At 33.4% G+C, this 14,260-nt stretch carries 15 protein-coding genes; 11 read left to right on the top strand and 4 right to left on the bottom strand.

Going from position 1 to position 14,260, the window contains the following annotated elements; genetic code table 11:
* Positions 1–16: 16 nt before the first annotated feature.
* Positions 17–1,339: a pitrilysin family protein gene (locus tag ABJF52_RS03040; protein ID WP_348146118.1), complete on the bottom strand. Its 1,323-nt coding sequence runs from the start codon at positions 1,337–1,339 to the stop codon at positions 17–19.
* Positions 1,340–1,682: 343 nt separating this feature from the next.
* On the opposite strand from ABJF52_RS03040, the gene rplU reads away from it, so the two are divergent.
* The 3 genes from rplU to ABJF52_RS03025 all read left to right on the top strand — a co-directional run bounded on the left by rplU (position 1,683) and on the right by ABJF52_RS03025 (position 3,040).
* Positions 1,683–2,354: a 50S ribosomal protein L21 gene (rplU, locus tag ABJF52_RS03035; protein ID WP_348146115.1), complete on the top strand. Its 672-nt coding sequence runs from the start codon at positions 1,683–1,685 to the stop codon at positions 2,352–2,354.
* Positions 2,355–2,414: 60 nt separating this feature from the next.
* Complete coding sequence (gene rpmA, locus ABJF52_RS03030) at positions 2,415–2,675, top strand: 50S ribosomal protein L27 (protein ID WP_348146112.1); 261 nt, start codon at positions 2,415–2,417, stop codon at positions 2,673–2,675.
* A gap of 143 nt (positions 2,676–2,818) precedes the next feature.
* Positions 2,819–3,040 carry a DUF6500 family protein gene (locus ABJF52_RS03025; RefSeq protein ID WP_348146109.1) on the top strand — a complete coding sequence of 74 codons (222 nt, stop codon included), beginning with the start codon at positions 2,819–2,821 and terminating at the stop codon, positions 3,038–3,040.
* Between the two features lie 13 nt (positions 3,041–3,053).
* On the opposite strand, the gene ABJF52_RS03020 is transcribed toward ABJF52_RS03025, so the two are convergent.
* Both ABJF52_RS03020 and ahcY read right to left on the bottom strand, forming a co-directional pair.
* Positions 3,054–3,575, bottom strand: coding sequence for a 5'(3')-deoxyribonucleotidase (locus ABJF52_RS03020; protein WP_348146106.1), 522 nt, complete (start codon positions 3,573–3,575; stop codon positions 3,054–3,056).
* A gap of 80 nt (positions 3,576–3,655) precedes the next feature.
* On the bottom strand, positions 3,656–4,972 hold the full coding sequence (gene ahcY, locus ABJF52_RS03015) for an adenosylhomocysteinase (protein WP_348146103.1): 1,317 nt from the start codon (positions 4,970–4,972) through the stop codon (positions 3,656–3,658).
* Positions 4,973–5,055: 83 nt separating this feature from the next.
* On the opposite strand from ahcY, the gene ABJF52_RS03010 reads away from it, so the two are divergent.
* From ABJF52_RS03010 to ABJF52_RS02975, 8 genes are all read left to right on the top strand, one after another.
* Positions 5,056–5,691 carry a 4'-phosphopantetheinyl transferase superfamily protein gene (locus ABJF52_RS03010; RefSeq protein ID WP_348146100.1) on the top strand — a complete coding sequence of 212 codons (636 nt, stop codon included), beginning with the start codon at positions 5,056–5,058 and terminating at the stop codon, positions 5,689–5,691.
* A gap of 48 nt (positions 5,692–5,739) precedes the next feature.
* Positions 5,740–6,000 carry a hypothetical protein gene (locus tag ABJF52_RS03005; protein ID WP_348146097.1) on the top strand — a complete coding sequence of 87 codons (261 nt, stop codon included), beginning with the start codon at positions 5,740–5,742 and terminating at the stop codon, positions 5,998–6,000.
* On the top strand, positions 5,984–6,613 hold the full coding sequence (gene pnuC / locus ABJF52_RS03000; RefSeq protein ID WP_348146094.1) for a nicotinamide riboside transporter PnuC: 630 nt from the start codon (positions 5,984–5,986) through the stop codon (positions 6,611–6,613). Before ABJF52_RS03005 ends, pnuC begins: the two co-directional genes overlap by 17 nt.
* A complete protein-coding gene (locus ABJF52_RS02995; RefSeq protein ID WP_348146091.1) occupies positions 6,577–7,134 on the top strand; it encodes an ATP-binding protein in 558 nt (185 codons plus the stop codon). The genes pnuC and ABJF52_RS02995 overlap by 37 nt, the downstream gene beginning before the upstream one ends.
* Before the next feature lie 5 nt (positions 7,135–7,139).
* On the top strand, positions 7,140–8,678 hold the full coding sequence (locus tag ABJF52_RS02990; protein WP_348146088.1) for a DUF4301 family protein: 1,539 nt from the start codon (positions 7,140–7,142) through the stop codon (positions 8,676–8,678).
* Positions 8,679–8,895: 217 nt separating this feature from the next.
* Positions 8,896–9,294 (top strand): hypothetical protein, encoded by a 399-nt coding sequence (locus ABJF52_RS02985; protein ID WP_348146086.1) that lies wholly within the window; start codon positions 8,896–8,898, stop codon positions 9,292–9,294.
* A gap of 288 nt (positions 9,295–9,582) precedes the next feature.
* Positions 9,583–9,918 carry a hypothetical protein gene (locus tag ABJF52_RS02980; protein ID WP_348146083.1) on the top strand — a complete coding sequence of 112 codons (336 nt, stop codon included), beginning with the start codon at positions 9,583–9,585 and terminating at the stop codon, positions 9,916–9,918.
* A gap of 304 nt (positions 9,919–10,222) precedes the next feature.
* Entirely contained in the window at positions 10,223–11,590 is a 1,368-nt protein-coding gene (locus tag ABJF52_RS02975) for a sigma-54 dependent transcriptional regulator (RefSeq protein WP_348146080.1), read from the top strand.
* Here the strand turns inward: ABJF52_RS02975 and ABJF52_RS02970 are convergent.
* Positions 11,565–14,045: an ATP-binding protein gene (locus tag ABJF52_RS02970; RefSeq protein WP_348146077.1), complete on the bottom strand. Its 2,481-nt coding sequence runs from the start codon at positions 14,043–14,045 to the stop codon at positions 11,565–11,567. The genes ABJF52_RS02975 and ABJF52_RS02970 overlap by 26 nt on opposite strands.
* Positions 14,046–14,260: the final 215 nt, after the last annotated feature.

Here is a 14,260-nt window from a genome sequence, read left to right as displayed (position 1 = left end):
TTTTTAATAAGTCAGATTATTTTCCTGTTTGTTCTCCAGGTAAATATTCTAATTCTACACGTTGGTTTTTATTGAGATATTTTTTAGCAACCGCTTGTATTTCCTCACGGGTAATAGATCTGTAGATTTCTATTTCAGTATTAATTAATGCAGTATTATCATAAAGCATGTAATTGCGAGCAAGGGAATTTGCAATACCGGAAATACTACTATTAGCATTTACAAATTGGTTTTCAAATTTGTTCTGTATTTTTTGATAATCCTTTTCGGAAATCAATTCATTTTGAATTTTTAAAATTTCTTCATCAATTTCAGTTAGTAAGTCTGGTAATGTGTTTTCACCTAATGGTAGAGCGCCAATTATATAGGTGCCGTAATCTTCTTGTGAAATATTAAATGCAAATACTTGAAGAGCTTTCTTCTCTAAATCAACTAATTTCTTATACAACTTTGAACTCTTTCCATCGCTTAAATATGTGGATATCATATCTAAAATATACGCATCTCTATCCGTACTTTTCGGTGTTCTGTAACCCGCAAATACAGCTGGAATTTGAATATTTGGATCATTATAACTTGCTTTAATAGTTTGTGTTATTGGATCTTCTTCTATGTGTTTTCTTTCAATAGTTGCTCCTTTTGGTATTGGCCCAAAATAATCTTTAACCATTTTTTTTGTTGCGGTAATGTTAATGTCACCAGCAACTACCAATACCGCGTTATTCGGTATATAATATGTTTTATTGAAATTTTGAAAATCCTCTAAACTAGCAGTCGCCAGATGTTCTAAAGAGCCAATGGTTTGCCATTTGTAGGGGTGTTTTTTAAAAAGATGTATTCCCATTTGTTCTTGCCACCTTCCATAAGGAGAATTATCATATCGCATACGTCTTTCTTCTTGAACTACCTCTTTTTGCGTATCCACTCCTATTTGATTTATAACAGGATGCATAAGTCGTTCTGACTCTAGCCAGAGTCCTAAATCTAATTTGTTGGATGGAAATACCTCATAATAATAGGTGCGATCTTGAGTAGTGTTGGCATTATTTTGGCCGCCATTAGAGGAAACTATTTTAAACCATTCTCCTCTTTCAATATTTTTGGTGCCTTCAAAAAGTAAATGTTCGAAAAAGTGAGCAAATCCTGTTCTACTTGGATCTTCATCTTTTGCTCCTACATGGTACATTACAGAGGTAGTTACAACAGGGGCGGCATTGTCCTGATGGAGAATTACATGCAAGCCATTGTCTAAATCGTATTCTTCGAATGCAACTTCTTGCGCTAAAATAGCCGTGGTTGTCGTAAATAACAGCGTGGCCAAACGTGTTTTAAATTTCATATGGTTCATGTGTTTGTTTCTTAATAGTAATTGGTACCTTTTTTGAAAGAAAAGTTACACGAATATAATTTTTTTGAATAAACTTAATAGTTGGGAGTAGCTCTTTAACAAGATTTTATCGCGCTTTGTAATGCTTTGATTGACTGAAAATTAGAAATAATTAGCGTCAGAGATAATTAAAATTCAGTAGGGGTAGTCTGCTTAGGATTTTTTGCTTAATAGAGTTTACTTAAAAAAAACAGGTAAAATATAGCGCTTTCACTTGTACATTAACGATTTAGCAGTATATTTGCATCCGCTTATTGAAAAAGTAAGTTTAAATAAATAAACTAATATATACGCTATGTATGCAATTGTAGAGATGGCAGGGCAGCAATTTAAAGTTGCGAAAGACCAAAAAGTATATGTTCACCGTTTGCAAACTGAGGAAGGTAAAAAGGTAACTTTTAACAATGTTCTTCTTTTAGATGACGGTAAGAATGTAACTATTGGCGCCCCGGCTATAGACGGCGCAGCTGTAGAGGCTAAAGTCGTGCAACACCTTAAAGGTGATAAAGTAATCGTTTTTCATAAGAAAAGACGTAAGGGTTACAAAAAGAAAAATGGACATCGCCAGTCGTTGACTGAGATTGTTATTGAAAGCATTGTTGCTAAAGGAGCTAAAAAGGCTGCACCTGCTAAAAAAGAGGCTGCACCGAAAGCTGCTGCAAAGCCAGTTGCTAAACCTGCAGCACCTAAAAAGGAAGCCGCTCCTAAAAAAGCGACATCTAAAGCTGATGATTTGAAGAAAATAGAAGGTATTGGTCCTAAAATTGCATCAACATTAACCGAAGCTGGTATTGCTACTTTTGCTGATTTAGCAAAAGCAACTCCAGAAAAAATTTCGGAAATCATTGCTGAGGTTCGCGGTAATCACGTAACTGATACTTGGCCAGCACAAGCTCAATTAGCTGCTGATGGTAAGTGGGATGAGTTGAAAAAATGGCAAGACGAATTAGACGGCGGTAAAGCTTAATTATAAATCATATCGGGACTTTGATTTAATTCTCAAAGTACTGAACAAAAATTATATATCATGGCACACAAAAAAGGTGTAGGTAGTTCGAAAAACGGTAGAGAATCAGAATCGAAACGATTAGGTGTTAAGATTTTTGGTGGTCAGGCTGCAATTGCCGGTAACATTATCGTTCGCCAGAGAGGTACAAAGCATAACCCAGGTGAAAATGTATATGTAAGTAAAGATCATACTTTACATGCTAAGGTTGATGGTATTGTACAGTTTCAAAAGAAATCTGGTGGAAAATCATATGTTTCTATTGAGCCTTTTGAAGCTTAAGACTTCTGTCTTATAGTAAAAATACACTTCAGTACCTACTGAAGTTTAAAACCCTCTCTGATAATGGAGAGGGTTTTTTAATTTTTGCAATAATTTATTATCGAAAACTTCTTTAATTATTTCCTGCTATAAATTGATTTAGTATGTTAGACTTAACGATTAAAAATAAAATAATTCAAGTTTGTGATGCCAAAATAGCAGCTAAAGGAACTAATGTAGGCTTGTCTTTTTACGCTTTTTTTGCAAATAAAAATGACAACCCCGAGCAATTAATGGAAGTAGCTCAATGGTGGATTTTGGAGAATAAGTTAGATCATTTTGAGAAAGCAGTTAAAATTAAGGAAATGATAAAAGCTACATTATAATAATGTACTAAAATCATAATAACTTATCAGCAACTTCCAGCCAATTGTTAACACGTTCAAAACCATTGGTGTTAACATTGTGTGGTGATGTAAATTGTAGACTACGACCATCGAAATTTTCTAGATTATAACTTCGGTCATCTATAAGTACATCTCCTTTTAAAATATGCTTGTGTCCGCAAAGAATAATATGTTGCCAAGGGATAAAAGGAAAGTGTTCGTTTAACCAATCACTTTTTTCCTCTAAAGAATTTGGAAACTGCATGGCAGCAGAAGCTATATATAACTCATGAACATCATTCAACTTTGAAAGTACTTCTACGCTGTTTTCTATTGGTGTGAGGTTTCTAAAAAAACCTCTTCTCGTTGCATGTTTTCGAACACTTTCTTGATGAGCTTCTGGTACCATTCTCCACACCTCATTGCCCATACAGGTCTCCGTAGTAAGCTTTCCATTAAATTCTTGGTTATAAATGTCAATGTGAGCACCGTATGTGTCGGCAATCACTTCGTCCATATCAACAAATATTTTCATTCTATCTTACTTATTAATTTGTGTAAAAATAAAAACCCTTGCTTTGAAACAAGGGTTTTTTATATCGACTTAATGTTTATTTAATATCTATAGTATTCAGGCTTATATGGACCTTCTACTGTAACACCTATATACGATGCTTGATCTGGCTTAAGTTCAGTTAGTTCAGCACCTAGTCGCGATAAGTGTAACGCAGCAACTTTCTCATCTAAATGCTTTGGTAGCATATAAACTTCGTTCTTGTAGTTATCACTGTTCTTCCACAATTCAATTTGAGCTAGAGTTTGGTTTGTAAATGAGTTGCTCATTACAAAACTAGGATGGCCTGTTGCACAACCTAAATTAACCAAACGACCTTCAGCTAATATTATAATATCTTTACCATCAATAGTATATTTATCTACCTGTGGCTTAATTTCATCTTTTGAATCACCATGGTTTCCATTTAACCAAGCCATGTCTATTTCATTATCAAAGTGACCAATATTACAAACAATTGCTTTGTCTTTTAATGCCATAAAGTGCTCAGCACGTATAATATCTTTATTCCCTGTAGTAGTAATAACTATATCTGCGTTTCCAATTACTGTCTCCAATTTTTTAACTTCAAAACCTTCCATACAGGCTTGTAGTGCACAAATAGGGTCAATTTCAGTAACGGTAACTATTGCTCCAGCGCCAGCAAAAGAGGCTGCGGTACCTTTACCAACATCACCATAACCACAAACAACTACACGCTTACCAGCAAGCATAGTGTCAGTAGCTCTGCGAATAGCATCAACTGCACTTTCGCGACAGCCATATTTATTATCAAATTTAGATTTTGTAACCGAATCATTAACGTTTATTGCCGGCATCGGAAGAGTACCATTTTTAACACGTTCGTACAAACGGTGAACACCAGTGGTAGTTTCTTCAGAAAGTCCTTTAATAGCTTTTGCTAACTCAGGATAATCATCTAAAACCATATTAGTAAGATCACCACCGTCATCTAATATCATATTTAAAGGCTCACGTTCCTCACCGAAAAATAAGGTTTGTTCAATACACCAATTAAATTCTTCTTCGTTCATGCCTTTCCAAGCATAAACAGGTACTCCAGCAGCAGCAATTGCAGCAGCAGCATGATCTTGCGTAGAAAATATATTACAAGAACTCCATGTTACATCTGCACCCAAAGCTACTAAAGTTTCTATTAAAACAGCAGTTTGAATAGTCATATGCAGGCATCCTGCAATTCGCGCTCCTTTAAGTGGTTGTTCGTCTTTATATTCCTCACGAAGTGACATTAACCCTGGCATTTCAGCTTCAGCTAAATCAATTTCTTTTCTTCCCCAATCTGCTAAGGAAATATCTTTCACCTTAAAAGGTACATAACTAACTGTTTCGGTGCTCATATTCTTTTTTCTTTTTACTTTCGTTCGAAGGCTATTTTTAGCCTGTTTACAGCCGCGAAGGTACGAATTACACACAAATTACTATGCCTATTTACAAAACTATAACGATTAACTCCTTTACTTCACTTCATATTTGGAAGGTAGAAGAGTCCGAAGCAGATTTAGCGAAAACAGTAGAATTGACGCTAAATTGCAAAAATAGAATGGCAGGCATGAAATCTGAAATTCATCGTAGAGGATTTCTGAGTATTCGGCATTTGTTGGCAATAGAAGGCTATGAAGATAAAGATCTTATCTACGATGCATATGGTAAACCTCACCTAAAAGATGGGAAGAAAATATCGATAACGCATTCAAATAATTTTACAGGAATTATAATTAGCAACACTACCGAAGTAGGTATTGACATTGAACTGCAACGTGATAAAATATTACGTATTGCTCACAAATTTACACCTATTGCGGAATATAAAACTATTGCCAATGCTGATGCTCTAATACGTAAGTTGACAATTGTTTGGGGTGCTAAGGAGGCATTATATAAGATTTATGCTCAACCGGGACTTAGTTTTTTAAGGCATATTAATGTAAAAAACTTTTCTATGGATGATGATCAAACCACTGGAGAGATTCTATATTTAGGCAAATCATCTAATTATGATATTTCATTTTTAGAATTTGAAGGTTTTACTTTAGTATATGCATTGTCTTCTAATTAGGGAGATAGGAGACATCAAAAAGAATGATTTTAACAACAATAAATACAAATGAATATATCAGTAGAGCTTACTTTTTCACCTTTACAAGACGATTTTGAAATTCATATTATAAATTTCATTAAAAAACTTCGAGATTCTGGACTTACAATTTTAGAGAACCCATTAAGCACGCAAGTGTTTGGTAGTTATGATGAAGTTATGAATGTTTTAAATACAGAGATAAAGACCTCGTTTGAGTTAATGGATAAAGGGTTGCTATATATGAAAATAGTGAAATCTGATAGAAGCGAATATGAACCACATTTTTGATTGGATATTTGCACAATATGATGGTGTTGCCACACATTTGGTAGTGCTCGAAATGATTGGTGTATTTTTTGGTTTTTTAAGTGTCTGGTATTCCAAACAAGAAAACATTTTGGTTTTCCCAACGGGTATCATTAGCACAGGAATATTTGTTTATATTCTTCTTGTTTTTGGCTTATTGGGTGATATGCTTATAAACGCATATTATTTTACAATGAGTATTTATGGCTGGTATTTTTGGACGAGAAAAGGAGAGGGATCTAGTGTAATACCTATAACGACAACTACCCGAAATGAAAGGAAATGGTCCGTAGTTTTATTCATAGGTACTGTTATTTTTGTGTGTGGTGTTTACTTGGTGTTTGATAAATTTGATAGTTGGATATCTTATGTAGATACAATTACAACGGCTATTTTCTTTGTTGGCATGTGGTTAATGGCCAAAAAGAAAATAGAAAATTGGATTTATTGGATTATTGGCGATTTAATTTCCGTTCCGTTATATTGGTATAAAGGTCTTATATTTACTTCCCTACAATTCTTTTTATTTACCATTATCGCTATTTACGGCTATATCGCATGGAAAAAAAGTTTAGACAAGAAGCTACAGATGTAATCAAGATAGTTTTATTTGGTCCGGAATCTACTGGAAAAACAACCTTATCAGAACAGTTAGCGCGACATTATCATACAGTATGGGTGCCGGAATACGCTCGAGAGTATTTACAAGATAAATGGAACAATGAGCGTAAGACCTGTGAACCACATGATTTGTTGCCGATAGCAGAAGGTCAAATGAAAATGGAGAATGAGCTTGCTAAAAAAGCCACCGATGTTTTAATTTGTGATACAGATTTATTGGAAACCAAAGTGTATTCTGAAGCTTACTACATTGGGGAATGTGACCCAATTCTAGAAAAACACGCTCTAGAAAATAAATACGATTTATACCTATTAACGTATATTGATGTGCCATGGGTTGGCGATGATTTGCGGGATAAACCTAATGAACGTGAATATATGTTCAATTTTTTTAAAGAAACATTGGAAAAGTATAATCGAAAATTCATTACTTTAAAGGGGGATAAAAAAAACCGTTTAAAAACTGCAATAGAAGAGATTGATAAATTATTATAGCATAAATGAGACTTACAGACACTGATCAACAATTATTAGAGAAAAAAGGAATATCTAAAGATAAGGTGATAGACCAAATCGAAACATTTAGAGACGGAATACCGTTTGTGCAATTGCGAAGTGCTGCCATTGTAGGTAAAGGAATTTTAAAATTCTCTTCAGAAGAGGAGAAATCTTTAATTCAAAGTTTTGAATCGAATAGAGAAAATAAATCGCTTCTAAAATTTGTGCCAGCCTCTGGTGCTGCATCTAGAATGTTTAAGTCTTTATTTAATTTCTTGGATAATTACAATGCATCTGAAGAAACTTTTGAAGCCTATGTAAGTAGAACTGGTGATAGTGCCATGGAAAAGTTTGCAGCGGGATTAACAGATTTTCCTTTTTACGATTTAGTGAAAAATAAAATCGGGAATCTTTCAACCACTAAAGGGGAAGAAGTGTTTGCTTTTGTAAATGAAATGATGGGTGAGAATGCATTAAATTATGGTTTCTTTCCAAAAGGCTTACTTCCTTTTCATAAATATGGTAGCCATGCAGCAACTCCTTTTGAAGAACATTTGAATGAATCTGTTGCTTATGCAAGTGCCAATGGATTAGCCAACTTACATTTTACTATCTCTGAGCAACATGATGCAATGTTTGCTAAAGAGTATGAGAATTCAAATGAAAATATTACCAAGGCAACAGGAACTAAATTTAATGTAACGTATTCGAACCAGAAACCTGCAACAGATACGATTGCGGTAGATTTAGATGATAAGCCATTTAGAAATAGTGATGGATCCTTACTTTTTAGACCTGGAGGACATGGAGCATTAATCGAAAATCTAAATGATCAAGATGCTGACATTATTTTTATTAAAAATATTGATAATGTAGCGGTGTCTAAATATGCTGTAGATATTGCTGAAAGTAAAAAAATATTAGCAGGACAATTACTTAAGGTACAGGAAAAGGCATTTAAGTATGCAAAAGCTATTGATCAGGATGCTGTTAGTGCTAGTGATACAGTTGAAATTAAGGAATTTATTGAAAATGAATTAAATGCTAATTTTTTAGATTCTTATGAAGATTTTAGTCTTTCAGAGCAACTTCTTGTATTAAAAGATAAACTGAACAGACCTATACGCGTTTGTGGTATGGTTAAAAATGAAGGTGAACCTGGTGGTGGCCCCTTTTGGATAGTTGATGCTAAAGATCATGTTTCATTACAAATAATAGAATCAGCTCAAATAAATATGTCGGATTCAAAACAAGTTGATATTCTTAAGAATTCAACACACTTTAATCCGGTTGATTTGGTTTGTGGTGTTCGTAATTATAAAGGAGAGAAATATAACCTATTGAACTTTGTTGATACTAAGCAAGGTTTTATTGCTCAAAAGACAAAAGATGGTAAGGATTTAAAGGCTTTGGAATTACCTGGTCTTTGGAATGGGGCTATGGCTTTTTGGAATACTATATTCGTTGAGGTACCTTTGATAACTTTTAATCCAGTTAAAACAGTAAACGATTTATTAAAGCCTGCTCATCAGGTTAGTTGATATAATCGATTTAAATATTATTAAAAAAGTGTGTAAGGTTTACACACTTTTTTTGTTTTTTACACACGTATACACATCCTCTATTTATTTTATAATTATTTAATTAACTGATAATCAATTGGTTGAATTAATTTTTTGGTATAAAAATGTGTTGGCATCATTTTCCCATATATGAAAGTGATTATCAAAACAAATAATAATTATAAATAAACAGAAAATGAAAAAATTAGTATTAGTAACAGTTATGTCTCTAGGAAGTCTAACTGCATTTGCACAAGAAGTAGTTGCTGAAGAAGTTTCAACTGAATCAATATCAACTGAGGCAGTAGCTGAAGAAGTAGTTGCTGAAGAAGCTACAGAGGCAGTAGAAGCAACAGAAGAAGCAACTGAGGTTGTTGCTGAAGAGGCTGTTGAAGGTCAAGAAGGTTTTAATGAAGTAGCTTTAGAAGAAGTTCCAGAAGCTATAACTACTGCATTAGAAGCTGCTCACCCAGGTGCTACTATTTCTAAAGCTTACACTAACGAAAGTGCACAGTACAAATTAGAAGTTGCTACCGCTGAAGGTGAAACTTCAGAATTATATGCTGACGCTGAAGGTAACTGGATAGAAATGTAAGCCGAGAGCTTTCATTAAATTTGTTACAAGACAAAATTAGCCTCCGCAATGCGGAGGCTTTTTTTATGAGATAAAATTGTTTTTAAAAAAGTTAGTAAATAGAAATCTAAAAAACCGCTTACTGCGTATATTTTATACGGTTTTGGGGCATAAGTATACACTTTTACACAATAAAAAATTATTCATATTTTTATAACTTACTGATAATCAGTTAATTGATTTAAAAATTTAAGTTTGGTATTATATTTTCTATAACTGTTATGAGTTTAACTATAAAATAAGAGAATCATGAAAAAAATAATATTTGTTTTAGCTTTAAGCATGGGAACTATAACTGCTTTCGCACAAGAAGCAGTAACTGAACAAGCTGCAGAAACTGCTGTTGAGGCTACAGAAGCTATCGATGCTTCAGATGTAGTTGCATCACAAGATAGTTTTTCTGAAATCGCTGCTGAAGAATTACCAGAAGCTGTAACAGAGGCTGTGTCAAAAAACTACCCTACTGCTAGCATAGATAAGGCTTTTATAAATGAGTCTAAGCAATACAAATTAGAAGTATCTCTAGAAGATGGTACTGCTGGAACTTTGTATGCAGATGATAATGGAAACTGGATTGAAATGTAATAACTTGAGTTATTTGTTTTGTATCAAGTTGGTTTGGTCAGAAAGGGGTTGCAACAGCAACCCCTTTCTATATTTTATAATATATTCACAGGCAATGTTTGTGGGTTATTCCAAATAAATTTAAAGAGGTTAATTACAGTTTCTTTTTATGTAATCTTTCTTATTAGTCTTGTTTAATCCATTCATATTGAGTCTTTTCCCTAAAATACCTTTAATCGAGTATTAATACTTTTTAGTATTATTTTAAGTACATAATAGCTTTCTTAGGTTATATTTACGTACATAAGTAAACTTAGTACGATTTATGCCAAACATCTTGATAATTGAAGACGATACTGCCTTCTGCCAAATGCTTCAAAAGTTTTTGACAAGAAAAGGGTATAATGTGGATACTAGTTATACTGCACCTGAGGCTAAATTGAAAATTAAAGAAACTGATTTTGATGTCATTCTTACCGATTTAAGACTTCCAGATTATGATGGAATTCAGCTATTAACTGAAATAAAAGCCAAGAAAAGTAAAGCACAAGTCGTTTTAATGACTGGTTATGCTGAAGTTGGCACTGCAGTAAAGGCGATGAAACAAGGGGCATACGATTATATTTCTAAACCCTTTACACCAGATGATATAGTAAAAGTTGTGGAATCGGCCTTAAACGTTTCTAATGTAGAAGCGCAGCCAGTAAATAATACTCACAAGCAATCGAAAACATTTGATGATAACTTGAGTGTATCGTATACTAAAGGTGCTGTTGTTTCAGGAGTTAGTGAAGCTTCTAAAACGCTAGAAGAATACATTAAGCTCGTAGCTCCCACGAATATGTCTGTGCTAATTACTGGAGAAAGTGGAACTGGAAAAGAAGTTACGGCAAAAGCCATTCATGATAATAGTGCACGTAGTAATTATAAATTTGTAGCTGTGGATTGCGGTGCCATTCCTAAAGAATTGGCAGCCAGTGAATTCTTTGGTCATATAAAAGGAAGTTTTACAGGTGCTATTTCCGATAAAATTGGAAATTTTGAAGCTGCCAATAAGGGAACTCTTTTCTTAGATGAAGTGGGTAATCTTTCTTATGATAATCAAGTTCACTTATTGCGAGCCTTACAAGAGCGAAAAATAAAAAGAGTTGGTAGTACTACAGAGGTTGACGTAGACGTAAGAATAATTACAGCTACTAATGAAGATTTGAACGATGCTGTAGATAATGGTACTTTTCGTGAAGATCTTTACCATAGATTAAATGAATTTTCCATACAAATACCATCTTTGGAAGAGCGTTTTGAAGATTTAATGTTATTTGCTGACCGTTTTTTGGGAGAGGCAAATGAAAATTTAAAGAAGAATGTTCATGGTTTTTCAACTGAAGTTTGGGATGCTTTTCAAAATTACCAATGGCCAGGTAATTTACGAGAACTAAAAAATGTAATTAAAAGAGCAGTTTTACTGACTACCGGAGATGAAATTCTTTTAAATGCACTGCCTAAAGAAGTTGTAAATCCTTCTGCTAAAGATTCTGTAGTTGAAAATTTCTCAAAAGCTGAATTTGAAAAAGAACGGATTTTAAAGGCTTTGAAAAAAACAAACTTCAACAAATCGAAGGCTGCTAAGCTTTTACAGGTAACTAGAAAAACACTTTATAATAAAATTAACCACTATAAGCTTGATCTTTAAACAAGCGTCGTTTTAGTGCTTTGGCAAGGATGCCAACATTTTCCTTTAGCGTCTTCAAATCCTTCTGTAGCGTATAACTATTTGTTGATGACTCTTTTAAAAGCTCAAGTCGTTCTAGAATTGGAATTACAGAATTTACTTTTAACTGTCGAAACATAGGTAGCATGCGATGTGCTACATGGTTTATTTGTTTTTGATCCAAGTTATTAATGGTGTCTTCCAAAAGCTTCATATTTGTTTCTGTATCCATCAAAAAAGTAACTAATACTTCTTGAATGGCATCTTCATTTTCTCCTAAAAAGGAATATATAAACTCCAAACTATACGGTTCATTAATGGAATTAACTGTATCCGTAGCAGTTTCAATTGGTTTTATATCTTCGGTAGCCTGGGTTTCAATTCCCATAAGTTTGAGCACCGTAATAAGTTCTTGTTTTGAAAAGGGTTTTTGAATTACTTCGGCAAATCCAATTGAGGTATAAGCTTCTTTTTCCAAATCTCTGCGACCTGTCATAGCGATAATAGGTTGTTTATTATAGTGTTTATAATCACCAGATTTTAATTTCTGAAGCACCTCAAAACCGGTAATCTGAGGCATTTGAATATCTGTTAACACTATATCATAAGCTAAATGAGAATCTTTATCAATTTGTAAAAAGTTAGTAAAAGTATGGGCTGTTATCTTCATGCTTTCAGCTAATTCCTTTAGCATGTGAAGTAACGCAGTGTCATCATCAATTATTAACATACGTAACTTCGGAGCTAGGTATGGTGCTTCTTTAGTAGACTTTACCAGCTCATTTGTCAATTCTAATGGCAGCTCTAATTTAAATGTACTTCCTTTAGCCACGGCACTTTCAAGACTTAGAGAGCCATTTAATAATTCAGCTAATTTTTTCGATATGGTTAAGCCAAGTCCATGCCCTCCATATTTTTTATCAGTATTCGATTCTGCTTGCGAAAATTCCTTAAAAATTAATTGTTGTTTTTCTTTTGCAATACCAATTCCAGTATCAGTTACTTCAATTAGTATTGTCTTTGTTTTGCCTTTTTTAGCAGTTGACCTAGCATTAATTTCAATAAAGCCTTCTTCGGTAAATTTGTATGCATTACCAATTAAATTGGTAAGAATCTGGCGAATTCTAAAAGGATCACCGAGATATGTTTGGTGAAGATTTTTGTCGAGAATTAGATTTAATTTTAAATTTTTGTTCTTATATAATTCCTGAAGATTTTCTGCAGTTTCTTGAATGAGATGAGCAGCTATAAAGGGAACTTTTTCAATATTAAGTTTTCCAGCTTCTAATTTAGAAAAATCCAATAAGTCATTTACTAAGTTATCTACATAGGCCGATGCAGATTTTACATTTTTAATATACTCGCTTTGCTTCGTAGTTAAGTCAGTATTATCCATTAAATCTGCATAACCACTAATTGTATTTAAAGGAGTACGTAAATCGTGACTTACTGTAGAAATTAATTGTTCCCTACTACGTAAAAGTGATTCGGAATATTTTTTCTCTTTTTCTAATTGACGTTGATATGTTTGGATCTTCCAAAAATCTCTATTGATTAAAAATGAAAAAATACCTACTATAATAAATGCTAAAATCGCAGCTATACCAGCCCATCGTATACTTTTTCTAAGTGCAGCTTTTTTAGCTAAACTTTCTGCGTAGGAATCTCTAATAATGTCTTGTTCTAAATCTGATATAATACCTTGTAATTGTTGGGTAAGTTCTTGGTCATTTTTTGTTATCTGTATTTCCTTTTGCGCTAAAGAACGTTGGGTTTTAGCACTTTTTTTTAAGGCTTTTTCGAGTATAAGTTTAGATTCCTTTAATATAGAATCTATATAGGCTGCGTTCTCGCTGCCATCGGCATTTGTAGGAGCATTTTTACTCAATAAGGCGGCGTACTCTCGTAACGATTGTTGAAGATTAGGAGAAAATTGTTCAAAATTTGAAAATAAATTTTCTGCAGAAAATTTTCCATAAGATTCTTCAATCTTATCTATCTCTTTTAAAGCTGTTTCAATGGAATTATTCCCATTGTTCTTTGTGCTCAGAATTATTAACTCATTATTATTAGCCACTTTTTGCTCCAATAGCGTAATAACACTATCAAGCTTTAGCTTTTGTTCCTCGTTTTTGGTAAATGATTTTAAAGTGTCTATCTCGCTATATATCGAATCAATTTTTTGCGCATAAGCATCAAAATTTTCGGTAGATTTGGTTTGTAAGGCTAACTTGGATTGGTTTTCAGCTTCGTATAGTTTTGTTACTAAAACTCCTGTTTTTAATAGCTTTCGGTCATTTTTACTAACCGTATCTTCAGCAAGAAAAACTTGTATTTCTGAATAAATAAAATATCCGGCAACTATTGCTAGAACCCCTAGAACGAGATAACTAAAGACAATTTTAGGATTAACCTTATTATTTATTTCATTACTCATAGGTTGCTTACTTCTCTAAGTCTTAAAGATATACGAATATAAGGGTGCGAGAGTTTATATGCATGTTAAAATTAATATACAATTTGTTTATGAAAACTAAATATTGCGACTTACATTTGCCGCATCTCAAAGGGGTGCTGTAAAAAGCTGAGATTATACCCAATGAACCTGGGCAGGTAATGCTGCCAAGGAATGCGTAGTTCATCGCGCTGTTT

The sequence above is a fragment of the Aurantibacter sp. genome, from assembly GCF_039941195.1.
In the GTDB taxonomy this organism is placed as follows: domain Bacteria; phylum Bacteroidota; class Bacteroidia; order Flavobacteriales; family Flavobacteriaceae; genus Aurantibacter_A.
This window is presented reverse-complemented; position numbering and strand designations above follow the sequence as displayed.